The sequence below is a fragment of the Streptomyces sp. NPDC001599 genome (genome assembly GCF_042893535.1).
In the GTDB taxonomy this organism is placed as follows: Bacteria; Actinomycetota; Actinomycetes; order Streptomycetales; family Streptomycetaceae; genus Streptomyces.
The window spans coordinates 626,315-651,938 of the sequence record NZ_JBIAVA010000002.1; the positions used below are offsets into that span (position 1 = coordinate 626,315).

At 72.0% G+C, this 25,624-nt stretch carries 23 protein-coding genes and 1 pseudogene; 17 read left to right on the top strand and 7 right to left on the bottom strand.

The window, feature by feature from the left end; all coding sequences use genetic code 11:
- Positions 1–77 precede the first annotated feature (77 nt).
- From ACFYZ3_RS07555 to hutH, 3 genes are all read left to right on the top strand, one after another.
- Complete coding sequence (locus ACFYZ3_RS07555) at positions 78–878, top strand: enoyl-CoA hydratase/isomerase family protein (protein ID WP_388514576.1); 801 nt, start codon at positions 78–80, stop codon at positions 876–878.
- A gap of 82 nt (positions 879–960) precedes the next feature.
- The gene (locus ACFYZ3_RS07560) at positions 961–2,109 is read left to right on the top strand and encodes a sensor domain-containing diguanylate cyclase (protein WP_361003401.1); all 1,149 of its coding nucleotides are present in this window, start codon (positions 961–963) and stop codon (positions 2,107–2,109) included.
- Positions 2,110–2,223: 114 nt separating this feature from the next.
- On the top strand, positions 2,224–3,762 hold the full coding sequence (gene hutH, locus ACFYZ3_RS07565; RefSeq protein ID WP_388514865.1) for a histidine ammonia-lyase: 1,539 nt from the start codon (positions 2,224–2,226) through the stop codon (positions 3,760–3,762).
- A 139-nt stretch (positions 3,763–3,901) separates the two neighbouring features.
- Here hutH and ACFYZ3_RS07570 read toward each other — a convergent pair whose 3' ends face one another.
- On the bottom strand, positions 3,902–4,231 hold the full coding sequence (locus tag ACFYZ3_RS07570) for a hypothetical protein (RefSeq protein WP_388514577.1): 330 nt from the start codon (positions 4,229–4,231) through the stop codon (positions 3,902–3,904).
- Between the two features lie 109 nt (positions 4,232–4,340).
- Between ACFYZ3_RS07570 and ACFYZ3_RS07575 the strand changes: the two genes are divergently transcribed.
- From ACFYZ3_RS07575 to ACFYZ3_RS07590, 4 genes are all read left to right on the top strand, one after another.
- Positions 4,341–4,694, top strand: coding sequence for a hypothetical protein (locus ACFYZ3_RS07575; protein ID WP_385931415.1), 354 nt, complete (start codon positions 4,341–4,343; stop codon positions 4,692–4,694).
- A 231-nt stretch (positions 4,695–4,925) separates the two neighbouring features.
- Positions 4,926–6,170, top strand: a complete 1,245-nt coding sequence (locus ACFYZ3_RS07580; RefSeq protein WP_388514579.1) for an Ig-like domain-containing protein — start codon at positions 4,926–4,928, stop codon at positions 6,168–6,170.
- A gap of 147 nt (positions 6,171–6,317) precedes the next feature.
- Entirely contained in the window at positions 6,318–7,805 is a 1,488-nt protein-coding gene (locus tag ACFYZ3_RS07585; protein ID WP_388514580.1) for an ABC transporter permease, read from the top strand.
- Positions 7,806–7,838: 33 nt separating this feature from the next.
- Complete coding sequence (locus ACFYZ3_RS07590) at positions 7,839–8,522, top strand: ABC transporter ATP-binding protein (protein ID WP_159324052.1); 684 nt, start codon at positions 7,839–7,841, stop codon at positions 8,520–8,522.
- A 24-nt stretch (positions 8,523–8,546) separates the two neighbouring features.
- On the opposite strand, the gene ACFYZ3_RS07595 is transcribed toward ACFYZ3_RS07590, so the two are convergent.
- A complete protein-coding gene (locus tag ACFYZ3_RS07595) occupies positions 8,547–9,086 on the bottom strand; it encodes a carboxymuconolactone decarboxylase family protein (RefSeq protein WP_388514581.1) in 540 nt (179 codons plus the stop codon).
- Between the two features lie 181 nt (positions 9,087–9,267).
- Here ACFYZ3_RS07595 and sigJ point away from each other — a divergent pair.
- Positions 9,268–10,140 (top strand): annotated as a pseudogene (gene sigJ / locus ACFYZ3_RS07600) (RNA polymerase sigma factor SigJ); the annotation flags it as partial.
- A 5-nt stretch (positions 10,141–10,145) separates the two neighbouring features.
- On the opposite strand, the gene ACFYZ3_RS07605 reads toward sigJ, so the two are convergent.
- The 3 genes from ACFYZ3_RS07605 to ACFYZ3_RS07615 form a co-directional block, all read right to left on the bottom strand.
- Positions 10,146–11,774, bottom strand: coding sequence for an IS200/IS605 family accessory protein TnpB-related protein (locus tag ACFYZ3_RS07605; protein ID WP_388514582.1), 1,629 nt, complete (start codon positions 11,772–11,774; stop codon positions 10,146–10,148).
- Positions 11,775–11,912: 138 nt separating this feature from the next.
- Positions 11,913–12,272 (bottom strand): ATP-binding protein, encoded by a 360-nt coding sequence (locus ACFYZ3_RS07610; RefSeq protein ID WP_388514583.1) that lies wholly within the window; start codon positions 12,270–12,272, stop codon positions 11,913–11,915.
- Positions 12,269–12,487 (bottom strand): hypothetical protein, encoded by a 219-nt coding sequence (locus ACFYZ3_RS07615; protein WP_388514585.1) that lies wholly within the window; start codon positions 12,485–12,487, stop codon positions 12,269–12,271. Before ACFYZ3_RS07615 ends, ACFYZ3_RS07610 begins: the two co-directional genes overlap by 4 nt.
- 115 nt (positions 12,488–12,602) lie before the next feature.
- Here ACFYZ3_RS07615 and ACFYZ3_RS07620 point away from each other — a divergent pair, with 115 nt between their 5' ends.
- Together ACFYZ3_RS07620 and ACFYZ3_RS07625 are read left to right on the top strand one after the other, a co-directional pair.
- Positions 12,603–13,466, top strand: a complete 864-nt coding sequence (locus tag ACFYZ3_RS07620) for a helix-turn-helix domain-containing protein (protein ID WP_388514586.1) — start codon at positions 12,603–12,605, stop codon at positions 13,464–13,466.
- A complete protein-coding gene (locus tag ACFYZ3_RS07625) occupies positions 13,438–13,746 on the top strand; it encodes a DUF397 domain-containing protein (RefSeq protein ID WP_388514588.1) in 309 nt (102 codons plus the stop codon). The genes ACFYZ3_RS07620 and ACFYZ3_RS07625 overlap by 29 nt, the downstream gene beginning before the upstream one ends.
- A gap of 52 nt (positions 13,747–13,798) precedes the next feature.
- On the opposite strand, the gene ACFYZ3_RS07630 is transcribed toward ACFYZ3_RS07625, so the two are convergent.
- Positions 13,799–14,443, bottom strand: coding sequence for a TetR family transcriptional regulator (locus ACFYZ3_RS07630; protein ID WP_388514589.1), 645 nt, complete (start codon positions 14,441–14,443; stop codon positions 13,799–13,801).
- Between the two features lie 122 nt (positions 14,444–14,565).
- On the opposite strand from ACFYZ3_RS07630, the gene ACFYZ3_RS07635 reads away from it, so the two are divergent.
- Positions 14,566–15,558 carry an aldo/keto reductase gene (locus ACFYZ3_RS07635; RefSeq protein ID WP_388514591.1) on the top strand — a complete coding sequence of 331 codons (993 nt, stop codon included), beginning with the start codon at positions 14,566–14,568 and terminating at the stop codon, positions 15,556–15,558.
- Positions 15,559–15,604: 46 nt separating this feature from the next.
- Here ACFYZ3_RS07635 and ACFYZ3_RS07640 read toward each other — a convergent pair whose 3' ends face one another.
- Positions 15,605–16,480, bottom strand: coding sequence for a helix-turn-helix domain-containing protein (locus ACFYZ3_RS07640; RefSeq protein WP_388514592.1), 876 nt, complete (start codon positions 16,478–16,480; stop codon positions 15,605–15,607).
- A 167-nt stretch (positions 16,481–16,647) separates the two neighbouring features.
- Between ACFYZ3_RS07640 and ACFYZ3_RS07645 the strand changes: the two genes are divergently transcribed.
- The 6 genes from ACFYZ3_RS07645 (at position 16,648) to narI (ending at position 25,622) form a co-directional block, all read left to right on the top strand.
- Complete coding sequence (locus ACFYZ3_RS07645) at positions 16,648–17,688, top strand: NAD(P)-dependent alcohol dehydrogenase (RefSeq protein ID WP_388514593.1); 1,041 nt, start codon at positions 16,648–16,650, stop codon at positions 17,686–17,688.
- Between the two features lie 161 nt (positions 17,689–17,849).
- A complete protein-coding gene (locus ACFYZ3_RS07650) occupies positions 17,850–18,635 on the top strand; it encodes an SDR family oxidoreductase (protein ID WP_388514594.1) in 786 nt (261 codons plus the stop codon).
- A 216-nt stretch (positions 18,636–18,851) separates the two neighbouring features.
- A complete protein-coding gene (locus tag ACFYZ3_RS07655; protein ID WP_388514595.1) occupies positions 18,852–22,559 on the top strand; it encodes a nitrate reductase subunit alpha in 3,708 nt (1,235 codons plus the stop codon).
- Entirely contained in the window at positions 22,559–24,214 is a 1,656-nt protein-coding gene (narH, locus tag ACFYZ3_RS07660) for a nitrate reductase subunit beta (protein WP_388514596.1), read from the top strand. The genes ACFYZ3_RS07655 and narH overlap by 1 nt, the downstream gene beginning before the upstream one ends.
- A complete protein-coding gene (gene narJ / locus ACFYZ3_RS07665; protein ID WP_388514597.1) occupies positions 24,211–24,915 on the top strand; it encodes a nitrate reductase molybdenum cofactor assembly chaperone in 705 nt (234 codons plus the stop codon). The genes narH and narJ overlap by 4 nt, the downstream gene beginning before the upstream one ends.
- On the top strand, positions 24,912–25,622 hold the full coding sequence (gene narI / locus ACFYZ3_RS07670; RefSeq protein ID WP_388514598.1) for a respiratory nitrate reductase subunit gamma: 711 nt from the start codon (positions 24,912–24,914) through the stop codon (positions 25,620–25,622). Before narJ ends, narI begins: the two co-directional genes overlap by 4 nt.
- The last annotated feature ends 2 nt before the right edge of the window (positions 25,623–25,624 follow it).

Genomic DNA, 25,624 nt, shown 5'->3' on the forward strand with positions numbered 1-25,624 from the left:
CCCGGCCTTCCCCCGGGCGGGCCCGCCTGCGATGATCGGGCGGTCTACTTGTTAACACGCGTTAACCGGAGGGTGTCATGAGCGAGGAGCGGTTCGGAGAGTTCGTCCTGGTGCGGCGGCACGGGGAGGGGCATGTCGCGGAGCTCGCGCTCGACCGGCCGAAGGCCATGAACGCCGTCTCGACCGCGATGGCCCGCTCCGTGGGCGCGGCCTGCGCGGCGCTGGGCGAGGACCGGGACGTACGGGTGGTGGTGCTGACCTCGACGCACGAGCGGGCGTTCTGCGTGGGGGCGGACCTGAAGGAGCGCAACTCCTTCACCGACGCCGATCTGCTGCGGCAGCGGCCGGTGACGCGCGGGGCGTACACCGCGGTGCTGGAGCTGCCGGTGCCGACGGTCGCGGCCGTGCACGGCTTCGCGCTGGGCGGCGGGTTCGAGCTGGCGCTGTCGTGCGACGTGATCGTGGCCGACCCCACGGCCGTGGTGGGGCTGCCGGAGGTGTCGGTGGGGGTGATTCCGGGCGGCGGCGGTACGCAGTTGCTGCCGCGCCGGGTGGGTGCGGCGCGCGCGGCCGAGCTGGTGTTCACGGCGCGGCGGGTGGCGGCCGACGAGGCGCGCGAGCTGGGGCTCGTGGACCAGCTGGTGGAGGAGGGACGGGACCGGGAGGAGGCCCTGGAGCTGGCCTCCCGGATGGCCGCGAACTCACCCGTGGGCCTGCGCGCGGCCAAGCGCGCGCTGCGCCTCGGGCACGGGCTGGACCTGCGGGCGGGCCTCGAGGTCGAGGACGCGGCGTGGCGGTCGGTGGCGTTCTCGGGGGACCGCGCGGAGGGCGTGGCGGCGTTCAACGAGAAGCGGGCGCCCCGGTGGCCGGGCGAGTGAGCCGACCGCACGGGGCGGAGGCAATCGCCCGGTTCGCCCCGTTTGACTAACGTTTCTCCGTGAATCTCCCTAGCCTGGAGTGATGGGTGACGACAGGCGGCTCGCGGCCGTGGTGGCGCTTGCGCAGGGGATGGCCGCCGCGCACAGCGCGCGGGAGGCGTGGCGGGCGGCGGCCGTCGGCGGGTGCCTGGCGCTGGGCGGCAGCTTCGCCGCGCTGTCGGTGTGGGAGCGGGAGCTGGGGCGGCTGCGGGTCCTCGTGAACGTCGGGCGGCGGGCCGAGGACGAGGAGGAGTTCCCGGAGGACGAGTCCTACCCGGTGCACCAGTTCGCGGAGATCACCGAGTTCCTGCACGAGCGCTGGGCGGGCGGCGGTGAGCCCGACGCCTGGGTCGAGACGGCCGCGGGGCCCGCCGCCGGGCGCCCCGGCTACGTCCACCAGCGGGTCGCCGCCCTGCGCCGCCGGGGGCGCGGCTGCTGTGTGGTCGCGCCGATCGTGCTGCACGGGCGGGCGTGGGGCGAGCTGTACGTGGCCCGGCCGGTGGGGGAGCGGGTCTTCGAGCGGGGGGACGCCGACTTCGCCACCGTACTGGCCTCCGTCGTCGCCGCCGGGATCGCGCAGACCGAGCGGCTGGAAGAGGTCAGGCGGCTCGCGTACACCGACGCGCTCACCGGGCTGGCCAACCGCCGCGCCGTGGACTCCGCGCTGGACGAGGCCGTGGAGCGGCACCGCGAGGAGGGCGTCGTCGTCAGCCTCGTCGTCTGCGACCTGAACGGCCTCAAGCGGGTGAACGACACGCACGGCCACGCCGTCGGGGACCGGCTCCTGGAGCGGTTCGGGTCGGTGCTGTCGCTGTGCGGGGCGATGCTGCCGGGGGCGCTCGCGGCGCGGCTCGGCGGGGACGAGTTCTGTCTGCTCGCGGTCGGGCCGCCCGCCGACGCCGTGGTCAAGGCGGCCGAGGAGCTGTGCCGCCGGGCGGCGGAGCTGGAGCTGGGGGACGGCGTGGCCTGCGGGGTCGCGTCCACCGAGGACCCGGTCGGGCCGGTGCGCTCCGCCCGCCGGCTGTTCCGGCTCGCGGACGCCGCCCAGTACCGCGCCAAGGCCGAGCGGGCGGCCGGGCCGGTCGTCGCGGGGCGCGAGGGGCCCGACGACCCCGTCGTACGGCTCGCGGACGAGCCCTCCCGGGAGGAGGACGGCGAGCGTCGGCGGTTCCGCGGGCGGCATTCGCCGTGACGCCGGTCCGGTAGGGGGGCGCAGACGTCCGGTAAGGGGCGCAGGCCTTCCCCATCCGTGACGCATCCCCTCGTGACATCATCGAATTCACTGCGTACGCTCCTGAATATGGATATGCACACTGTGGTGGTGGGGACGTCGGGGGTCACCGCGTCCGACGTTCTCGCCGTGGCGCGCGCGGGCGCCCGGATCGAGCTCTCCGAGGAGGCGGTGTCGGCCCTCGCCGCGGCCCGCTCCATCGTGGACGCACTGGCCGCCAAGCCGGACCCCGTGTACGGCGTGAGCACCGGCTTCGGCGCCCTGGCGACCCGGCACATCAGCCCCGACCTGCGGGCCCAGCTGCAGCGCAACATCGTCCGCTCGCACGCCGCCGGGATGGGCCCGCGCGTCGAGCGCGAGGTGGTCCGCGCGCTGATGTTCCTGCGGCTGAAGACCGTCTGCTCCGGTCACACCGGCGTCCGCCCGGAGGTCGCGCAGACCATGGCCGACGTGCTCAACGCCGGGATCACCCCGGTCGTGCACGAGTACGGCTCCCTCGGCTGCTCCGGCGACCTCGCCCCGCTGTCGCACTGCGCGCTCACCCTCATGGGCGAGGGCGACGCCGAGGGCCCCGACGGCACCGTACGGCCGGCCGGCGAGCTGCTCGCCGCGCACGGGATCACCCCGGTCGAACTGCGCGAGAAGGAGGGCCTCGCCCTCCTCAACGGCACCGACGGCATGCTCGGCATGCTGGTCATGGCCCTCGCCGACCTCGACACCCTCTACAAGTCGGCCGACATCACCGCCGCGCTGACCATGGAGGCCCTGCTCGGCACCGACCGCGTGCTCGCCCCCGAGCTGCACGCCATCCGCCCGCACCCCGGGCAGGCCGCCAGCGCCGCGAACATGGCCGCCGTGCTCAAGGGCTCCGGCCTGACCGGCCACCACCAGGACGACGCCCCCCGCGTCCAGGACGCCTACTCGGTGCGCTGTGCCCCGCAGGTCGCCGGTGCCGGACGCGACACCATGGCCCACGCCGCTCTCGTCGCCGAGCGCGAGCTGGCCGCGGCCGTCGACAACCCGGTGGTCCTCCCCGACGGGCGGGTGGAGTCCAACGGCAACTTCCACGGCGCCCCGGTCGCCTACGTCCTGGACTTCCTCGCCGTCGCCGTCGCCGACCTCGGCTCCATCGCCGAGCGCCGCACCGACCGGCTCCTGGACAAGAACCGCAGCCACGGCCTGCCGCCGTTCCTCGCCGACGACGCGGGCGTCGACTCCGGCCTGATGATCGCCCAGTACACCCAGGCCGCCCTGGTCGGCGAGCTGAAGCGGCTCGCCGTACCGGCCTCGGCGGACTCCATCCCGTCCTCCGCGATGCAGGAGGACCACGTGTCGATGGGCTGGTCGGCGGCGCGCAAGCTGCGCACGGCCGTCGACAACCTGGCGCGCGTGATCGCCGTCGAGCTGTACGCGGCCACGCGCGCGATCCAGCTCCGCGAGGGCCTGACCCCGGCGCCCGCGTCGCAGGCCGTCGTCGAGGCCGTACGGGCGGCCGGCGTGGAGGGTCCGGGGCCGGACCGCTACCTGGCGCCCGACCTCGCCGCGGCGGACGCGTTCGTGCGCGCCGGGCACCTGGTCGCGGCGGCCGAGACCGTCACGGGGCCGCTGCGCTAGCGGGCAGCGGTGACAGGTCCGAGGGGGCCCGGCGCGGTGCCGGGCCCCCTCGGACCGTCTCCGGGCCCACCGGACGGCCGGGCAGATCTTCCAGTGGACCTTCTTGCGGTCAAGAAAGCCAAAAGAACGTCAAGTTCTCTCAAAGGCCGAGGCGTTCCCGGCGGACCGAGTAGCCCACGAACCCGGCGCCGAGGCCGAGGCAGAGGGCGCCGCCGACGACGTACGGGGTGCTGTCGAAGCTGCCGGTGTCGGCCAGCCGGGTCGTGCCCTCGCCGGTGGCCGCCGTGTCCGTCGACGCGTCCGCCGAGGCGGCTCTCGCCTGGGCCGTGACCTGCGGAGACGGGGTCGCGGCGGCGGACTCGAGCACCGCTGTCTCGGGTGTCGCGTTCGCCGACGGGACGAACCACAGGGCACAGAGCAGGCCACCGGCGGCGGCGGCGGTCAGCAACGAACGGCGAGCGGATGACACGGAATATCGATCCCCTTGTGGCGCTGGCGAATTGGCCGTGTGGGCAGATGTTAGTGAAAGGCGCGGGTCACAGGAAAGTCACGGGAGCGGTCGGCCTTACGCTCCGGGCATGACCACTCCAGAGACATCACGGTTTGTACGTATTCGCGTCGAGCTGGTGCTAGAGATCGACGACGAGGAGGCCGTCACCGGGGCCGCCCTCCAGGCGCTCGCCGACGACACCGACCTGTCCGACGCGGAGCGGGCCGACTCCGAGCGCGCTGTGACGGAGGACACCGCCGAGGCCCTGGCGCATCTCGTGGACCCGTTCGACCTGGTCAGCGTGGTGCCCGGGGTCGAGCTCCAGCAGGCCTCCTGGAGCAGTGAGCAGATCGACTACGACCCCGACTCGCCCGAGTGGGACCTCGACGAGGATGATGGCGGCGAGAACGACCCGGAAGACGAGGAAATGACGGTCGGCTGACGCGGTGTGGGGAAATTCCTGACCCCGGGCGGCAACCGCCGCCCGGGGTTTCGTCGTCTCACGGTGCGCACTGACCGACACCTCCCCGCACCGCCTCCTGCCTCCGGCGGCAAACGTGGCATGCCCCACACCCGTGAGCGATGTGGAACGGGACGAACCGGTCGTAGCGTTGAAAGTTATTGACGGGGTATCTCGGGGTTTCGGGAATCGGCAACGATGGAGAAGCGTGTGATGACGGACGGTAAGCGGCGCAAGGGTCTGGCGGCCGCGTCCGCACTGCTCGGCGGTGTGCTGGTGCTCTCGGCATGTTCCAGTAGCGACGCCGACTCCTCCGGGGGCGGTGACAAGACCTCGCAGGCCGAGGTCGACGAGGCGGCGGCCAAGAAGACGTCCGAGGCACAGATCAAGATCACGCCCAAGGGCGGCTCGGACAACGCCTCCATCAACAACTCCGCCGGTGTCACCGTGAGCAAGGGCACGCTCACCGAGGTGAAGATGACCGCCTCGGACGGCACCGAGGTCAAGGGCGAGATATCCGCCGACAAGACCAGCTGGAAGCCCGGCGGCCAGCTGGAGCGCGCCACCAAGTACCAGATCACGGCGACCGCGCAGGACTCCGAGGGCCGCGCCGCCCACGAGAACGCGTCGTTCACCACGGTCTCCCCGGAGAACAGCTTCATCGGGACCTTCACCCCGGACGACGGCAAGACCGTCGGCGTCGGGATGCCCGTGTCGATCAACTTCGACAAGCAGATCACCAACAAGGCCGCCGTCCAGAAGGGCATCACGGTCAACAGCAGCAGCGGCCAGGAGGTCGCCTGCCACTGGTTCTCCACCCAGCGCATGGACTGCCGCCCCGAGAACTACTGGCAGGAGGGCTCGACCGTGACCCTCAAGCTGGCGCTCGACGGGGTCGAGGGCGCCGACGGCGTCTACGGCGTCCAGCAGAAGTCGGTCACCTTCAAGATCGGCCGCAACCAGGTCTCCTACGTCGACGCGAAGACCAAGCAGATGAAGGTCACGCAGGACGGCAAGACGGTCAAGACCATCCCGATCTCCGCCGGCTCCCCGGAGAACAAGACCTACGAAGGCCAGATGGTGATCTCCGAGAAGTTCAAGGAGACCCGGATGGACGGCTCGACCGTCGGCTTCACCGACGACGACGGCAAGGGCGAGTACGACATCAAGGACGTGCCGCACGCCATGCGCCTGAGCACCTCCGGCACCTTCATCCACGGCAACTACTGGGGCAAGGGCATCTTCGGCAGCGTCAACACCAGCCACGGCTGCGTGGGCCTCGCCGACGCCAAGGGCGCCAACGACCCGAACACGCCGGGCGCCTGGTTCTACAACAACTCGATCATCGGTGACGTGGTCGTCGTCCAGAACACCGGCGACAAGACCATCGCCCCGGACAACGGCCTCAACGGCTGGAACATGGACTGGGCCCAGTGGAAGGCGGGTTCGGCGGTCTGACGCCGACTCCCTCCGGGCCGACCGCACCGCGCACGGGCGCCCGCCACCCCTCGACGGGGCGGCGGGCGCCCGCCGTTTCCCGGGCTTCTCATCCTCCTCTTACGCGGCCCTTATCCCGCCATCACGGGCCGTGCCTAGCTTGCGCCCATGTTCTTCACCTACCTGAGGCGCGAGCTGCGCCGCCGCCGAAAGGCGGCCCTCGTCGTCGCCTCCGGACTGGCCCTGGGCATCGCGCTGGTCATCGTCGTCGACTCGGTCTCCTCCGGCATGGGCCGGGCCCAGGACAAGGTCCTGCAGTCCCTGTACGGGCTCGGCACGGACATGACGGTCACCAAGGCCGCGGAGGCGCCCTCCGGAAGCACCGCCGAACGGCCGCGCTTCCGCTTCGACGCGCAGGACGACGGCTCCGAGGAGGAGCAGAGCACCGACCGCGTCATGGTGCAGGGCTTTCAGACGCTGGCGAGTTCCACCGTCGGCAAGGTCGCCGGGCAGAGCGGTGTCGCCGACGCGGTGGGCGGCCTGAGCCTCCAAGTCGTCAAGGTCAGCGGCGAGTTCTCGCGCGGCCAGTTCAAGCAGGACGCCTCCGGCGGCGGCGCGGGCGGCACGGGGCAGGGCGGCGGCCCCGGCGGCGGCCAGTCCCCGCAGGGCCGCGTCCAGGGCGGCGGCGCCGACTTCGACGTCAACAGCTACTCCGTCTACGGCACCGACGTCACCGAGCCCGCCCTCGGCCCGCTGACCACGTCCACCATCACCAGCGGACGCACCTTCAAGGAGTCGGAGACCGACGCCAAGGTGGCCGTCGCCGACTCGGCGTACGCCAAGGAGAAGAAGCTCAAGACCGGCAGCACGGTCACCGTCAAGGACACGAAGTTCGAGATCGTCGGCATCGCCACGGCCGACAGCGGTGACGCGGCGGCCAACCTCTACGTGCCGCTGAAGCAGGCCCAGACGCTGGGCGACGCGAAGGACAAGGTCACCACGATCTACGTGAAGGCGACCGACTCGCAGCGGATCGACGGCGTCAAGTCCGCGGTCCAGAAGAACGTCCCGGGTACTACCGTCACCACCTCCGCCGACCTCGCCGACACCGTCTCCGGCTCGCTGTCCACCGCCTCCTCGCTCGCCACCGGCGTCGGCAAGTGGCTGTCGATCGTCGTCCTCGTGGCCGCCTTCCTGGTCGCCGGTCTGCTCACCTCCTCCGCCGTCTCCCGCCGGGTGCGCGAGTTCGGCACGCTCAAGGCGCTCGGCTGGCGTTCGGGCCGGGTCACCCGGCAGGTGATCGGCGAGGCCGTCGTCAACGGCCTGGTCGGCGGCGCCCTCGGCATCGCGCTCGGCCTCGCGGGTGCCTACGCCGTCACCGCCGTCAGCCCGACGCTGCAGGCCCAACTGGGCGGCGGCACGGGCGGTGGCGGGGGTGCGGGCGGGCCCGGCGGTCTCGGTGGGGGCGGCATGGGCGGCCCCGGCCGGCAGGTCGCCGCCAAGACCCTGGACATCGCGCTGACAGCACCCGTCAGCCTCACCACCATCGCCCTCGCGGTGGGCCTCGCCGTGGCCGGCGGACTGGTCGCCGGGGGCTTCGGCGGCTGGCGCGCCTCGCGACTGCGCCCGGCGGACGCCCTGCGCCGCGTCGAGTAGCGCCCCCCTTCCCCGTACTCCAGGAGTTGCACCATGTACGAACTCAGCGGCGTCACCAAGCACTACACCCGCGGCAAGGCCACCGTGCACGCCCTCGACGGCGTCGACCTGACCATCGCCGACGGCGACCGGCTCGTCATCCAGGGCCCCACCGGCGGCGGCAAGTCCACCCTGCTCCAGATGCTGGGCGCGCTCGACCGGCCCAGCGCGGGCCGGATCGTCCTCGACGGCACCGACCTCGCCACGCTCCCCGAGGCCAGGCTGACCCGGGTGCGCAGCGAGAGCATCGGCTTCGTCTTCCAGTCCTTCAACCTGATCCCGACCCTGACCGCCCAGGAGAACGTCGAGACCGCCCTGGTCCCGCTCGGCGTCAAGGCGAAGGAGCGGCGCGAGAAGGCCGCCGAGGCACTGGCCTCCGTCGGCCTCGGCGAACGCCTCGGCCACCTCCCCGGCGAGATGTCCGGCGGCCAGCAGCAGCGCGTCGCCATCGCCCGCGCCCTGGTGAAGCAGCCCAAGGTGCTCCTGGCCGACGAACCCACCGGAAACCTCGACGAGTCGACCCGCGACGAGATCATGGACGTACTCGACCGCATGTGGAAGGAGCTGGGCCTCACCTTCGTCATGGTCACCCACGACTCGGCGATCGCCCGGAAGGCCCCCCGCGTGGCCACCATCCGCAAGGGCCGCATCACCGTCAAGGAGAACGCCTCGGCGTGACGGTGTGCGGCCGGTGATGGGCCGTCAGGCGGTGTAGTTCTTCCCCGGGGGCCGTCCGGGCACCGGCTTGCCGACGAGGGCGACCGGGGTGAACAGGCTGACGTGGCCCAGATACAGGGTGAGGTGCCAGATCTCGTCCGTGTCGTAGTGCCGGGACAGCCGGGCGAACAGGTCGTCACTCACCCGGTCCCCGAACGGGTTCGGGGTGAGGACGGCCTCCGCGAGTTCCAGCGCGGCCCGCTCGGGAGCGGTGAAGCAGGGGGCGCTCTGCCAGGTCGCCACGGCCGTGATGCGCCGCTCCTCCTCGCCGGCCTTGCGCAGGGCGTCGGTCGCCGCGACGCCGTGGTAGGTGCTGCCGATCACCTGTGCGGTGCGCAGGCGCATCAGGGCGAGGGTGGCCTGCGGGACCGGGCCGTTGCGGAGTGCTTTCTGCACGGCCGCGGAGAGGGCCAGCAACTCCGGGAAGAGCCCGGTGGGATCGGGCAGGCGCGACCGTGTCCCGTCCTGCCCCGCGGTGGTGGTGGTCGTGTCCTCGGTGGCGGTCGTGGCCTTGGTGGTGGTCATGGCTGAGAGGCTCCTTCGAGTCGGTCGGACGTCGTTCCACCTCCCCGACACCGTGGCGCCCCGAAGTGTGAGCCCGCGCCCCGGACCAAGGCCCCCGGCCCGCATGTCACAGACGGCCGCGCTGTCGCGTCGTAGGGGAGTGAGGACACGCGCGCACGCGGCAGAAGGAGCATCGGAAGCAATGACCACCCGATCCGCGCCGGTAACCGGCGAGCGGCGGCAACTGATCAACGTGGCCTACCGGATGCTCGGCTCGCTGGCCGACGCGGAGGACGCCGTCCAGGAGGCGTACGCCCGCTGGTACGCGATGCCCGCAGACCGGCGGGAGGCCGTCGTGTCCCCGGGGGCCTGGCTCACGACGGTCGTCAGCCGGGTCTGCCTCAACCAGCTCCGGTCCGCCCGGACCCGCCGGGCGCACTACGTGGGTCAGTGGCTCCCCGAGCCGCTGGCCGATCCCGCGGAGCGGACCGCCGCACGCACACCCGGCATCGCCTCCGACCCGGCCGACCTGATCACCCTCGACGAGTCGGTCGGCATGGCCTTCCTGGTCGTGCTGGACTCGATGTCCCCGGCCCAGCGGGTCGCCTTCGTGCTCCACGACGTCTTCCGCTACCCGTTCCCCGAGGTGGCCGGGATCGTCGGCCGTACGCCGGCCGCCTGCCGCCGGCTCGCGTCCACGGCGCGCCGGGCGATCCGCACCGCGCAGGAGTCCGCCGCCACGTCGACGGCGCAGGACGCGGTCGTCGTACGCGATCTCAAGCGGGCCTGGGAGACCAACGACGTCGACGCGCTCATCCGGCTCCTCGACCCCGAGGTGACCGCGGTCGGCGACGGGGGCGGCGTGGTGCCCGCCCTGGAGCACCCGCTGCGGGGCAGCGAGCGGATCGTGCGCGGCCTGCTCCGCTTCGGCCCCCGGCAGTCCGGGCAGACGCTGCTCGAACGCACGGTCAACGGACGGCCCGGCCTGGTCGGCTGCCAGGACGGCGCCGTCGTGACGGTGTACTCCTTCGGCGTCTCGGACCACCGCGTCCGCCATCTGTGGGCGATGCGCAACCGTTCCTATTCAGTGAGCAGGAGTGAGTCTTGGACCCATTCCTGTGCACTGCGGACATCCCGAACGGTGTTGGGTGTCCTGGTGGCCCGCGTTCGCGCCGTGTCCGGTGGCACGGATCGTGTCCGTGGTCCGGGGATACGGGGGCGGGGTCCCTCACGCCCGGGGGTGTCCGGTCCGGTCTGGAGGGTCCGATGCCCGCGTCCATCGCTCTGGTGGGTGCGGGGCGGTGCCGTCCGACGCCGGATGGGATAGCCCTGGGCGCGTCGCCCGATCACGATGCTTGCCGCGTCGTGCCGGGTCGTCCTACGAGTACTGGTGGTCAGCGGCTTCTGCCAGTGCTGGGCCCCCCACTTGCTGGTGTACGCCGGATCCACGGCGATGACCGTGATCCCGGCCTGGTCGGCCATGGAGGTCAGGCGGGCGCGGAGCCGGCCGGTGGGCATGCCGGAGACCAGATGCCTGAACCGTTTCCTGCCGCCGTGCTTCTCGCGGGTCTTCTCCGCGGTGAAGTCGAGGTCCTCGACAGCGATCGCCTTCACGCCGTGGGAGGTGGCCCAGTGCAGGAGTCGGGTCAGGGCGTGGCGGATCTGGGCGTCGCGGTGGTCGGCGGGGCCGGTGAGGTCGTAGGAGAAGTGGCGCGGGTCCCCGACTGGGTTGCCGTGGGTGTTCAGGCGCCAGGCGGCGAGGTGGTCGGCGTTCATGTCGACCCCGATCACTCCCTGCGCCAGCGCCGCAGCCAGGGGGATGGTGCGGGTGACGGGCTTCTGCCAGGACGCGGTCACATACCAGCGGCCGCGTGTCGCGTCGTGGTGGATGCGGTAGGCGACGGCCCGGTTGGCCGCGACGCGGTCGGCCCACTCCTGCCCCAGGTGCGCGAAGCTGATTCGGCCGGAGAGGACGTACCGGCCGCGCGGAGCATTGGCCAGACGGGCGAGCGGGGCGGGGAGTCTTACGGACACCTCACCGTCCGGGGTGATGCGGATCGTCTCGTTCCCGAAGCGCTTCCCGGACTCCCCGTCCGCCTGCACAAACCAGCGTGCCGCCTGCCACCGCTCACGCCACTGGGTCTCGGTGATCCCGGCGGCGGTGAGGTGGTGGCGGGTGCGGGCCAGGCGCTTGCCACCCCGTACCACGTGCACGGTCCCGGCCTCCCAGTCCGCCCGCTCCCGTGCCAGCCGGGTCTCCAGCACATGCAGGCGCCGGGCCTTGGCATGCCACTCCCGCCGACTGCGATACCCACCCGGAGCCCCCTTCGACCCCTTCTGACCTACGGGCAGCGACAACCGGTGACGCAGGGTCCGCACTCCCGCCTCCAACGACTGGAGATGCGCACGGGCACCACGGCGGGCCAGCGCCCACTGATCATGCGACGCCTTGGTGATCGCCCCCGCCCACCGGGCCGACGACAGGGGCGTCAGCTCCCGCTTACGCACCGCCCACGCCCCGGCGTCATGCCCCAGCCCATCACGGCAACGCGTCTTCAGGTCACGGGAGGCGAGTGCGCCCAGATGCGCGCCCACCTGCCGCAGCACCTCCACATCGCAGGCGGTGAGCTGCTTGAGCCGGGTACGCACCGCCACCCCCGACGGGCCCAGTGCGACGAACGGTGCCGCGAGCTCCCGCAGACCCCCCACCCTCGCACCCCCGCTCAGCCGTGACCACCCGTACACCCCAACCAACGACCACCACCTGCCAGAAGTCACGCATTCGACATACGGACTCCCGTTCTCACTCGGACACAGCGCCCTCCGGTCTCACCCGTACTCACTCGTTCACGCCAGCTCGCACCAGACCGTCTTGCGGTCCCCGCACCGCTCCACGCCCCACCGCAGCGCCAGCGCGTCGAGGAGGGTGAGGCCGCGCCCGGACTCGTCGGTGACACCGGCCGGTCCGGTGAGGAGGGGCAGGGCGCGTGGGTCGGGGTCGGTGACCTCCACGCGCGTGTGGCCGGTGGGCAGTACGGCGACGCGGACGGTCGCGGGGGTCCCCTCGCCCACGTGGTCGATGACGTTCGTCAGCAACTCGGTCACGCACAGGCGGACGTCGTGGTCGTGGTCGTGACGGTGGAGCAGGCGGCGCACCTCCGGTACGGCCTCCGGCGTGGCGAGCAGGCTCAGTTCCCAGGTCGTCACGGCGCCGCCCGACGCAGGGCCGCGGCGAGCGCACGGGCGGTGGCGGCGTTGCAGTTGCCGAGCGAGACGAGACCGGCGGGCGGGGCGTACGCGCCGGCGAACGTCGGCAGGTCCAGGCCGAGGGAGGGGAGGGTGATGCCGTGCAGGGCGAGGGCGGCGCGGAGTTCCTCCACGCAGCGGGTCATGTCGTCCTGCGGACGGGGTGGTTGGGGCATCAACGGGCACCTTTCCGTGTGCGCTCTGTGACGAACGCCTCACACAGTGACGTTTGGCGCCCTACCGTGAAAGGGATCTCGCGTCGGCAGCCCGGAGTGCGGAAGAGGCAAGGCCATGGCACAGCGCAAGGACATCGACGGCTCGACGAGCGTCCCGACCTTCTACGGCAAGGAGTTGAGGTGGCAGCGGGAGCGGGCCGGGCTGTCGCTGGAGGCGCTGGTCGAGGGCAGCTTCTACGGCAAGTCCCACCTGAGCGACATCGAACGCGGCGAGCGGCGCATGCCGTTGGACCTGGCCCGGCACGCGGACCAGGTGCTCGGGACGGACGGGTTCTTCGAGCGGCGGTGCGAGGACGTGCGGAAGGCGCGGCGGGGGCCGCACGCCGCGTACTTCGAGAAGGTGCTGGAGGCGGAGCGGCACGCCGAGTCCATCGAGGAGTGGTGCCCCAGCACGTTCCCCGGGCTGCTCCAGACCGCCCCGTACGCGCGGGCTCTCGTACGTGCCGCCCATCCGCAGGCCGTCGACGAGTGGGTGGAGGAGAAGGTGCAGGCCCGGCTGGCCCGCGCCCGCCTCTTCGAGGACGACCACACCACCCCGGAGTACTGGGCGATCCTGCACGAGTCGCTGCTGCTCGATCCGATCGTGCCGCCGGGGGAGATGGCCGCGCAGCTCGACCGGGTCGTGGAGCTGGCCGCGCGGCGCCGGATCACTCCGCAGATCGTGCCGCGGAAGTGCGGGGCGTATCCCCTGATGGCTGCCTCCATCATGGTCATGACCTTCCCGGACGCACCGCCGCTCGTCTACACCGAGGCGTCGTACAGCGGGGACACCATCGACGATCCGGCCCTCGTGAAGCAGTACCGCAAGGCATACGATCGGCTCAGGGCCGTCGCACTGTCACCGGAGACGTCCCTGGCCCGGATCGAGGCAGCGGCAGGGGATTACCGAAATGGCAAGCAACCGGATCGACTTGAGTGACGCGCTCTGGGCGAAGAGCAGCTACAGCAACGGTGACGGCGGCGACTGCGTCGAGGTGGCAAGCGACTTCCCCGGCGCCGCCCTGTGGCGCAAGTCGACCTACAGCAACGGCGACGGCGGCAACTGCGTCGAGGTCGCCGACGGCATCCCCGGCCTGATCCCCGTCCGCGACTCCAAGGTTTCCCGCGACGGCGACGGGAACGGCCCCGTCCTCCTCCTCACCGCCCGCGCCTGGGCGCCCTTCGTCACCGCGTTGAGCCGGGGCACTCTCACGGCGTGACCGGGGCCGCACCCGCAGGTGTGCGTCGAACCGAACGGTTGGGGCGCTGGTCTCAGTCCGGGCGAGGGAACATGCGCTCCACGGCGGTCACCAGTGCGGCGCGGCGGGCGGTGACAGAGGGGTCCACGGCCTGGTCTGCGGCAGCGGCGGCGATTTCGGGCTGACCTGCCCAGGTCATGGCGATCTGGTTGATCAGGGCGAGGACGTCGACCGGGTCCCAGACCGGGTCGAGCAGCCCGATGCGCTGAGCGTCGCGAAGTTTGTCGAGCTTGCCGGCGATCGTGGCCTGGAGGAGGCTGGTGTCGTCTGCGGACTCGGTGTCGTCTGCCGACTCGGCCAGTTCCAGGCGGCCCCACGTGATCAGGCGGTAGTGGTCCGGGCGGGCCGTGAAGTGGTCGAAGAGGATGCCGGCGTAACCGGGCAGGTCGGCCGGATCCAGCTGAGTCGCCTCGATGAGTGCGGTCGTCTCGCGTTCGGCGACGTGCGCGTAAAGGGCTTCCTTGCTGCGGAAGTAGGCGTAGACACGTTCCTTGCTCGTCCTGGCCTGCTTGGCGATGCGGTCCACGCGGGCGCCGGCGATCCCGTGCCGGGCGAACTCCTCCTTGGCCGCGGCGACGATCCGCTGGCGCGTGGAGTCGGTGGACTCGCCCGAGGTGCGAGCGTCCGGGGGCTGACCAGGGCTGGTGGAGCGAGGCATGAGCCCAGGATAGGTGACCGAACCGTTCGGTTTTGCTCAGCGGTCCGGACGGGCGTAGAGTCATACCGAACAGTTTGGTTTGGTCGGTGATGGGCTGCCGACACGACACGAGGAGCGATCTCATGCAGCACCGCACCCTGGGACAGCAGGGACTGCGCGTCTCCGCGCTCGGACTGGGCGTGATGGGGATGTCCCTGGCCTACGGCCCCTCGAACGACGAGGACGGCATCTCCACCATTCACCGCGCCCACGAACTCGGAGTCGACTTCTTCGACACCGCCGAGCTGTACGGCCAAGGCACCGGCAGCAACGAGACGCTGCTCGGCAACGCGGTCAACGACTTCCGCGACGAGGTCGTCCTGGCCACCAAGTTCGGCTTCGACATGACCGGCAAGTCGTTGGGGAGCGGCGTCAACAGCCGCCCGGAGAACATCCGCGAGGTCGCCGAGAACAGCCTGCGCTACCTCCGGACCGATCGCATCGACCTCTACTACCAGCACATCTCCGACCCCGACGTACCGGCCGAGGAGGTCGCCGGCACTGTCGGTGACCTGATCGCCGAAGGCAAGGTGCGGTACTTCGGCCTGAGCAACGTCGGCCCGCAGTACATCCGCCGCGCCCACGCCGTCACCCCGGTCACAGCCCTTCAGCACGAGTACTCGATCTTCGAACGCGAGGTGGAGGACGAGATCCTGCCGGTCCTGCGGGAGTTGGGGATCGGCCTGGTGCCGTACTCGCCGCTCGGCCGCGGCTTCCTCTCCGGTGTGGTCAAGCCCGCCGACGAGTATCCCGAGGGCGACATGCGCCGCTGGGACGAGCGCTGGCAGGGCGAGAACTACGCCTACAACCTGAACGCCGCCGAGCAGCTCCGAAAGCTCGCCGCCACCAAGGGCATCACCCCCGCCCAGCTCGCCCTCGCCTGGCTGCTCGCCCAGGGCGAGGACGTCGTCCCGATCCCGGGCACCCGCAGTGCCACCCGTCTGGAGGAGAACGTCGGCGCCACCGGCGTGGAACTCACCGAGGGCGACCTTGCCCGTATCCGGGAGGTCCTCCCGCAGGGCTCCGCGGGCAGCCGCTACCCGGCCTCGCTGATGGCCGGCTTCCGCACCGACTGACAGCAGGTACTCCGAGTTCGGCGGTCCCGGGCAAGCGGCGGTGAGCTCACGTCGGCAGCGAAGTCGCCGCGTCCGTCCCCCAGCTCGCCAGCAGGCGGAGCCCGTCCGCCGACGGGGAGCCGGGTTCCGCGTGGTAGGTGATGAACGCCTGCTCGTCGTCGTCGACCAGGCGGAACGTCTCGAAGGACAGGGTCAGGTCACCGACCAGCGGGTGCCGCATCCGCTTGACGCCGTAGCTCTTCTCCTTGACGTCGTGCGTGGCCCACAGGCGGCGGAACTCCTCGCTCTTCACGGAGAGTTCCCCGACGAGCGCGGACAGCCGCGGGTCGTCCGGGTGCCGGCCCGCGTCCATGCGCAGGAAGCTGACCATGTCGTACGCCTTCTGGTCCCAGTCGATGAACAGGTCGCGGTAGTCCGGGTTCAGGAAGACCAGCCGCGCCCAGTTCCGCTCGGCGGCCGGCAGCCTGCCCCAGTCGCCGAAGAGGGCCGCGGCCATCCGGTTCCAGGCGAGGATCTCCGAACGGCGGCCCGTCACGTACGCGGGCACCGCGTCGATCGACTCCAGGAGCTGGAGCAGCGCCACCCGCACCGGCTGCCTGCCCCGGGGCGCCCCGGCCCGCCCGCGCTGCTGCTTCGGCTTCGCCAGGTGCGTCAGGTGGGCCTGCTCCGCGCCGGTCAGCCGCAGCGCGCGGGCGATGGCGTCCAGGACCTCCGCCGACACGTTCTGCCCGTTGCCCTGTTCGAGACGGGTGTAGTACGCCACCGACACCCCGGCCAGCTGCGCCAGCTCCTCGCGCCGCAGCCCCGGTACCCTGCGCTGCCGGCCGTACGACTCCAGGCCCACGTCCTCCGGCTTCAGCCGAGCCCGCCGGGTGCGCAGGAACTCGCTCAGTTCGGCCCGCCGGTCAAGCTGTCCGTCCATGCTTCCAGTATCACCGCATGTATTCCCGGTCGTACGCCTGTGAGCCTGTCCCCGTCAGTGGTACGCACGCCGGTCGTACGCAAAGCCGTGGTCTGGGTGGATCCGCAGGTCGCAGGCAGGGTGGAAGCATCACCCAGTCACGCCAAGAGAATCCCGGAGAACCCGGCATGACCACTGTCGCCGCGTACGCAGCACCCGCCGCCAAGGCGCCGCTGGAGCGCACCACCATCGAGCGGCGCGAGGTGCGTGAGCACGACGTCCTGATCGACATCAAGTTCGCCGGCATCTGCCACTCCGACATCCACCAGGTCCGCGAGGGCTGGGGCGAGGCCATCTTCCCGATGGTCCCCGGCCACGAGATCGCGGGCATCGTCTCCGCGGTCGGCCCCGGCGTGACCAGGTTCGCCGTCGGGGACCGGGTGGGCGTAGGCTGCATGGTCGACTCCTGCCGCGAGTGCGAGAACTGCAAGGCCGGCCGCGAGCAGTACTGCACGAGCGGCAACGTGATGACGTACAACGGCATCGGCAAGGACGGCGAGCCCACCTACGGCGGCTACTCCGAGAAGGTCGTCGTCGACGAGAACTTCGTCCTCGGCATCCCCGAGGGCATCTCCCTGGACGAGGCCGCGCCCCTGCTGTGCGCCGGCATCACCACGTACTCCCCGCTCAGGCGCTGGAACGCGGGCCCCGGCAAGAAGGTCGCCGTCGTCGGCCTGGGCGGCCTCGGCCACATGGCCGTCAAGCTCGCGCACGCCCTGGGCGCCGAGGTGACCGTGCTGTCGCAGTCCCTGCGCAAGAAGGACGACGGCCTGAAGCTGGGCGCCGACCACTACTACGCCACCAGCGACCCGGCCACCTTCGAGGAGCTGGCGGGCACCTTCGACCTGATCGTCTCCACGGTCTCCGCCCCGCTCGACTTCGCCGCCTACCTGGGACTGCTGAAGACGGAGGGCACGCTGGCCAACGTCGGCGCCCCCGAGGAGCCCGTCTCCCTCAACCTGTTCGCGCTGCTCGGCGGCGGCAAGTCCCTGACCGGCTCCATGATCGGCGGCATCGCCGAGACCCAGGAGATGCTGGACTTCTGCGCGGAGCACGGCATCGGCGCCGAGATCGAGCTGATCGCCGCGTCCGAGGTCAACGAGGCGTACGAGCGGGTGCTCGCCAGCGACGTGCGGTACCGCTTCGTGATCGACACCGCGACGATCTGATCCCCGGGGAAGATCTTTTCGGATTCTTCCCTCCGCCCTGTCACACAGCCGCCCCGCCCCGGGTCATACCGCCACCACATACGGCGGACGTCCGGGCGGGGCGGTCCCACATCGGTCCCCACCCCGCCTCCCGGACGCCACGGACACCGGGAGCAGCAGCCATGACCCACCCCTCGACCTCCACGACGCCCCTCCTGGTCACCGGCGGCACGGGAACCCTCGGCGGCCATGTCGTCCCGCTGCTGCGGGCGGCCGGTCAGGAGGTGCGCGTCCTCACCCGGCGCCCCCGGCCCGACGCGGACGGCATCACGTACGTCACCGGCGACCTCGGCACCGGCGAGGGCGTCGGGGCCGCCGTCGACGGCGTGCACACCGTGCTGCACCTGGCGGGCGGCCCCAAGGGCGACGACGAGGCGACCCGCACCCTGGTGCGCGCCGCGGTCGGTGCGGACGTACGGCATCTCGCGTACATCTCGGTCGTGGGCGCCGACCGCGTCCCGCTGGCCTGGCTGCGCACCAAGCTGGAGTCCGAGCGGGCGATCGCCGCCTCGGGGATCGGCTGGACGGTGCTGCGGGCGGCCCAGTTCCACGAGCTGACGCTGACGATGATCGAGAAGATGACCCGGCTGCCGGTCCTCCCGGCCCCGGGCGGGCTGCGTCTGCAACCGGTCGCCGCCCGTGAGGTCGCCGCGCGCCTGACCGAGCTGACGCTGGCCGAGCCGTCCGGCCGGGTGCCCGACATGACCGGACCCGAGGTCCTCGATCTGGCCACGCTGGCCCGTTCCTACCTCGATGCGCGCGGCGGACGCCGGCGCCCGAAGCTGCCGGTGCGCATTCCCGGGAAAGCGGGGCGCGCGTACCGTTCTGGCGAGAACCTCACCCTGGAAGACGCACTGGTCGGCAAGCTGACGTGGGCCGAATCCCTGGCGGAGAGGATGACCGCATGAGTTCTCCCGGAATTTCTGGCCGAAAGTCGGCGCGGCCGAAGAATATGCGCATGACAACTATTGCAAAGCGAATGAAAACCTTCGTCCCCGCCTCCGCAAAGGGTGCCGAAATACCGTTTCTGCATCGAATTTCGGCGAGATGCTGAATGCGGCACACAGCATGCCCGCCGGAACCCGGCGGGCATTGCTCCGTCGCGTTCGCAAGGAGATGGCAACGTGGTGCGAAGCAGGGCGAAGGCCGCGGCCGACGCCGCCGACCGGCTGCTGAAGGCCGGTCAGCTGCTGCGGAAGTCCCCGACCACCCTCGACCTGAGGGCCGTGTACCGCACGGACCAGAAAGTCAATGACAGTCCTTATCGAGAGCGGTGGGCGCATGACAAAGTCGTGCGCTCCACGCACGGCGTCAACTGCACGGGTTCCTGCTCGTGGAAGGTGTACGTCAAGGACGGTCTGATCACCTGGGAGACCCAGCAGACGGATTATCCGAGCGTCGGCCCCGACCGGCCGGAGTACGAGCCGCGCGGCTGCCCGCGCGGCGCCTCCTTTTCCTGGTACACCTACTCGCCCACCCGCGTTCGCCATCCGTTGGCCCGCGGTGTCCTCGTCGAAATGTACCGGGACGCCAAACGCCGGCACGGCGGCGACCCCGTGGCCGCCTGGGCCGAGCTGACCGGTTGCCCCGACAAGCGGCGCCGCTACCAGCGCGCCCGCGGCCACGGCGGCTTCGTCCGCGTCGACTGGGACGAGGCGCTGGAGATCGCCGCCGCCGCCCAGGTGCACACGATCGCCGAGTACGGACCCGACCGGGTCGCCGGGTTCTCCCCGATCCCCGCCATGTCCATGGCCTCGCACGCGGTCGGCGCCCGCTACCACTCCCTCATCGGCGCCCCGATGATCTCCTTCTACGACTGGTACGCCGACCTGCCGATCGCCTCCCCGCAGGTCTTCGGCGACCAGACCGACGTACCGGAGTCCGGCGACTGGTGGGACGCGGCCCACCTGATGCTGTGGGGCTCCAACGTCCCCGTCACCCGCACCCCGGACGCCCACTGGATGGCCGAGGCCCGCTACCGGGGCCAGAAGGTCGTCGTCGTCTCGCCCGACTACGCGGACGCCACCAAGTTCGCCGACGAGTGGCTGCACCCGCACCCCGGCACCGACGGGGCGCTCGCGATGGCGATGGGGCACGTGCTGCTCACCGAGTTCTTCGTACGGCGGCAGGTGCCGTACTTCACCGACTACGTGAAGCAATTCACCGACCTGCCCTTCCTCGTCGCCCTCGACGAGCACACGGAGGGCCGCTGGACGCCCGGCAAGTTCGTCACCGCCGCCGACCTCGGGCTCGGCCGGCACGCCGACGCCGGGGCGCGGGCCTGGATGCCGGTGCTGATCGACGCCGACACCGACGACGTCGTCGTCCCCAACGGCACCCTCGGCGACCGGTGGGGCAAGGGCGGCGCGGGCCGCTGGAACCTCGACCTCGGCGGGGTCGACCCGCTCCTCACCCTGCACGGGCACACGGACGGCCGCCGCGACAACGGTGTCGAGGTGGTGCTGCCCCGCTTCGACGAACCCGGCGCCACCGTCGTGCGCGGCGTGCCGGCCCGGGAGATCGGCGGCCGGCTCGTCACCACCGTCTACGACCTGCTGCTCGCCCAGTACGCCGTGGCCCGGCCCGGACTCGCCGGCCAGTGGCCCACCGGCTACGACGACGCCGAGGAACCCTGCACCCCCGCCTGGCAGGAGCGCATCACCTCCGTGCCGGCCGGCGCGGCGGTCCGCACCGCCCGGGAGTTCGCGCGCACCGCGGAGCAGACCCGGGGCCGCTGCATGATCGTCATGGGCGCCGGAACCAACCACTGGTTCCACTCCGACACCATCTACCGCTCCTTCCTCTCCCTGCTCATCCTCACCGGCTGCCAGGGCGTCAACGGCGGCGGCTGGGCGCACTACGTCGGCCAGGAGAAGGTCCGCCCGTACACCGGCTGGCAGCAGCTGTCCACGGCCGCCGACTGGGTCCGGCCCTCGCGGCAGATGGCGGGCACCCCCTACTGGTACCTGCACACCGGCCAGTGGCGGTACGAGTCCCACGCCGCCGACGCCCTCGCGTCGCCCACCGCGCCCGGCACCCTCGCCGGGCTGCACACCGCCGACCTGGTCGCCCAGTCCGCCCGGCTCGGCTGGATGCCGTCGTACCCGACCTTCGACGCCAACCCGCTCGACCTCGGCCGCCGGGCCCGGGAGAGCGGCCAGGAGCCGGGCGACTGGATCGCGGAGCAACTCGGCTCGGGCGCCGTCGACTTCGCCTGCGAGGACCCCGACGCGCCCCGCAACTGGCCGCGCGTCCTGACCGTGTGGCGGGCCAACCTGATCGGCTCCTCCGCCAAGGGAAACGAGTACTTCCTGCGCCACCTGCTCGGCGCCCGCGACGGCGCCACCGCCGACGAGGCGCCGCCCGAGCACCGGCCGCGCTCGGTGGCCTGGCGGGAGGACGCCCCCGAGGGCAAGCTCGACCTGCTGCTGAGCCTCGACTTCCGGATGACCTCCACGACGCTCTTCTCCGACCTCGTGCTGCCCGCCGCCACCTGGTACGAGAAGCACGACCTGTCCTCCACGGACATGCACCCCTTCGTGCACGCCTTCAGCCCCGCGATCAACCCGCCCTGGCAGGCCCGCACCGACTTCGAGATCTTCCACTCCCTCGCCCGCCGCTTCGGCGAACTCGCCGCCGGCCGCCTCGACACGGCCCACGACCTGGTCGCCACCGCCCTCCAGCACGACACCCCCGGCGAGACGGCCCAGCCCGGCGGCCGGGTCACCGACTGGCGCGACGGCCGCACCCCCGTCGAGCCGGGCCGCAACGCCCCTCAGATCTCTGTGGTGGAACGGGACTACACGGCCGTCGCCGACCGGCTCGCCGCCTTCGGGCCGCTGGCCGAGGAACACGGCATGACCGTCAAGGGCGTCACCGTCAACCCGCACGAGGAGGCCCGCTGGCTCGCCGCCCGCTGCGGCACCGCCCCCGCGGGGCCCGCCCACGGACGGCCCCTGCTCGACACCGACGTCAAGTTCTGCGAGGCGATCCTCGCCCTGTCCGGCACCACCAACGGCCGCCTCGCCGCCGAGGGCTTCGACCGCCTCGCCGACCGCGTCGGCCCCGGCGCCGGGCTCGCCGAGCTGGCCGCGTCGGTGGGGGAGCGGCGGGTGGTCTTCTCCGACACCCAGGAGCGGCCCGTACAGGTCGGGGCCAGCTTCGAGTGGTCCGGCAAGGAGGCGCCCGACCGGCGCTACTCGCCCTTCACCGTCAACACCGAGCACAAGAAGCCCTGGCACACCCTCACCGGCCGCCAGCACTTCTACGTCGACCACGACTGGATGGCCGAGCTGGGCGAGCAGCTCCCCGTCTACCGGCCCCCGCTGAACCTGGCCGAGCTGGGCGACGCCCCGACACCGGCCGGCGAAGGCCGCGCGGTGACCGTCCGCTACCTCACCCCGCACGCCAAGTGGTCCATCCACTCCGAGTACCAGGAGAACCTGCTGATGCAGACCCTGGCCCGCGGCGGCCCCGTCGTCTGGATGAGCCCCGCCGACGCCGCCGCGATCGGCGCCGCCGACAACGACTGGGTCGAGGCCGTCAACGCGCACGGCGTCGTGGTCGCCCGCGCGATCGTCTCGCACCGCGTCCCGGACGGCACGGTGCTGATGTACCACGTCCAGGAACGCCTGGTGAACGTCCCCAAGTCGGAGGCGAACGGCCGCCGCGGCGGCGTCCACAACTCCCTCACCAAGCTGCTCGTCAAGCCCACCCACCTCATCGGCGGCTACGGCCAGCTCTCCTTCGCCCCCAACTACTACGGCCCGACCGGCAACCAGCGCGACGCCGTCACCACCATCCGGCGCCGCTCCCAGGAGGTCACGTACTGATGCGCGTCATGGCACAGGTGGCGATGGTCATGAACCTCGACAAGTGCATCGGCTGCCACACCTGCTCGGTCACCTGCAAACAGACCTGGACCAACCGCACCGGCACCGAGTACGTCTGGTTCAACAACGTCGAGACCCGGCCCGGCCAGGGCTACCCCCGCGGCCACGAGGACCAGGACAAGTGGAAGGGCGGCTGGCACCTCAAGGGCGGACGCCTCGTCCCGCGCACCGGCGGCCGCGCCCGCCGCCTGGCCCGTCTCTTCGCCAACCCGGAACTCCCCACCCTGGACGACTACTACCAGCCCTGGACCTACGACTACGAGAACCTCACCACCGCCCCGCTCGGCGACGACATCCCCACCGCCCCGCCGCGCTCGGCGATCGACGGCCACCCCACCGCCATCACCTGGGGCCCCAACTGGGACGACGACCTCGGCGGCGGCCCCGACCAGCTCGCCGCCGACCCGCTGCTCGCCCGGATGAGCGAGCAGGTCCGCCTCGACTACGAGCGCGCGTTCATGTTCTACCTGCCCCGCATCTGCGAGCACTGCCTCAACCCGTCCTGCGTCGCCGTCTGCCCCTCCGGCGCCCTCTACAAGCGCGTCGAGGACGGGATCGTCCTGGTCGACCAGGACCGCTGCCGGGGCTGGCGGATGTGCGTCAGCGGCTGCCCGTACAAGAAGGTCTACTTCAACCACTCCACCGGCAAGGCCGAGAAGTGCACCTTCTGCTACCCGCGCATCGAGGCCGGCGACCCGACGGTCTGCTCCGAGACCTGCGTCGGCCGGCTCCGCTACCTCGGCGTCATGCTCTACGACCCCGACAAGGTCGGCGCCGCCGCCTCCGTCACCGACGAGAAGGACCTGTACGAGGCCCAGCTCGGCTGCTTCCTCGACCCCGACGACCCCGAGGTGGCCCGCGCGGCCCAGGCGTCCGGCATCCCGCACGACTGGGTCGAGGCCGCGCGCCGCTCCCCGGTGCGCGCGCTGATCACCCGCTACCGCGTCGCGCTCCCGCTGCACCCGGAGTACCGCACCATGCCGATGGTCTGGTACGTCCCGCCGCTCTCCCCGGTCGTCGACGCCCTCACCGGCACCGGTCACGACGGGGAGGACCCGGCCGCGCTGTTCGGCGCGATCGACACGCTGCGCATCCCCCTCGGCTACCTCGCCGAGCTCTTCACCGCGGGCGATCCGGGGCCCGTCGAGGCCGCCCTGTGCCGGCTGGCCGCGATGCGCTCCCACATGCGGCGCGTCAACCTCGGCGAGGAACAGGACCCGCGGATCGCCGAGGCGGTCGGCCTCGACGAGCCGGGCATCCTGGAGCTGTACCGGCTGCTCGCCCTCGCCAAGTACGACGAGCGGTACGTCATCCCGACCGCCTACACCGGCTCCGTCCCCGACCCCGGCGGCACCGGGGCGGGCTGCAGCCTGGACGGCGTGGGCGGGCCGGGGATGATGCCGGAGGGCGCGGGCGGCGGCCCCGGCCTCGGGGAGTTCGACCCCGACGCCTTCCACGCGCCACCGACCGCCGGGTCCGGCACGTCGTCCGCGCTGCGCGGCCGGGTCAACCTCCTGAACTGGAACGGCAAGGGACGCCCGAACGGCCTCTTCCCGCGCGCCCGCGGCACCGTCCGGACGGAGCCCGAGCTGTGAGCCGTAGCCGTAGCCATGGCCATGGCCATGGCCATGGCCATGGCCGGATCCGCAGCCGTACCGGGACGACCACCACGGCCCCGGTCGTCTTCCAGGCCGCCGCCCTGCTGCTGGCCTACCCGGACCGGGACTGGCCCCGCCGCCCGCACACCGTCCGCGAGACGGTCGCCGCGCTCCCCGGCCCCGAGATCCGGCTCCTGCTCTCCTTCTGCGACCGGGCGGAGCGGGAGGACCCCCTCGCCGTGGCCGCCCGCTACGTCGCCACCTTCGACCGCAGCCGCCGCCGCTGCCTCTACCTCACCTACTACACCGACGGCGACACCCGCCGCCGGGGCGCCGCACTGGCCCGCATCAAGTCCGTGTACCGCACCCACGGCTGGCTGCCCCCGGACGACGAGCTGCCCGACTTCCTGCCGCTGATGCTGGAGTTCGCCGCCCGTACCCCCGAGGCGGGCACCGCCCTGCTGACGGACCACCGCGCCGCGATCGAGGTCCTGCGCTACGCCCTGGAAGCCCACCGCAGTCCCTACGCCGCCCTCCTCCAGGCCGTCTGCCGGTGCCTGCCGGGCCAGGCACCGGCCAGCCGCGAGGAGGCCCTGCGCCTGACCCGTACCGGTCCGCCGGCCGAGGCGGTGGGTCTGGACGTCCTGGGGCCCGTCCCCGCCCAGCCCCGGCCGAACGACGAAGGAGCCCGCCGATGAGGCACCTGCACATCGCCCTGTGGGGCGTCCTGCCGTACCTGACCCTGGTGGTGCTGGTGGCGGGCACGGCCTGGCGCTACCACTACGACCGCTTCGGCTTCACCACCCGCTCCAGCCAGCTGCACGAGAGCCGGCTGCTGCGGGTGGCCGGCCCGCTCTTCCACTACGGCCTGCTGTTCGTGATCGCCGGCCACGTGGCGGGCCTCCTGGTCCCCGAGTCGCTGACCGACCGCCTCCACGTCAGCGAGCACCTCTACCACGCCAACGCCCTGATCGCGGGCGGCACGGCCGGCCTGGCCACGCTCGCGGGCCTCGCCCTCCTGCTGTACCGCCGCCTGCGCACCCCCGCGATCAGGGCCGCGACCAGCCGCAGCGACCGGATCGTCTACCCGGTGCTGATCACGGTCGTCCTCGCCGGGCTGACGGCCACCGCGTCCGGCGCGACGGCCGAGTCCGCGTACGACTACCGGCTCGGCGTCTCCGTCTGGTTCCGCAGCCTGTTCGCCCTGGACCCGGACGTGACCGCCATGGCCGACGCGCCGCTGGTGTACCGCCTGCACGCGCTCCTCGCCATGGCCCTGTTCGCCCTGTGGCCCTTCACCCGTCTGGTCCACGCCTTCACGGTGCCGCTGGGCTACCTGGTGCGGCCGTACGTCGTGTACCGCTCCCGGGGCCGCGGCGAGGTGCGGGCGGGGCAGGTGCGCTGACG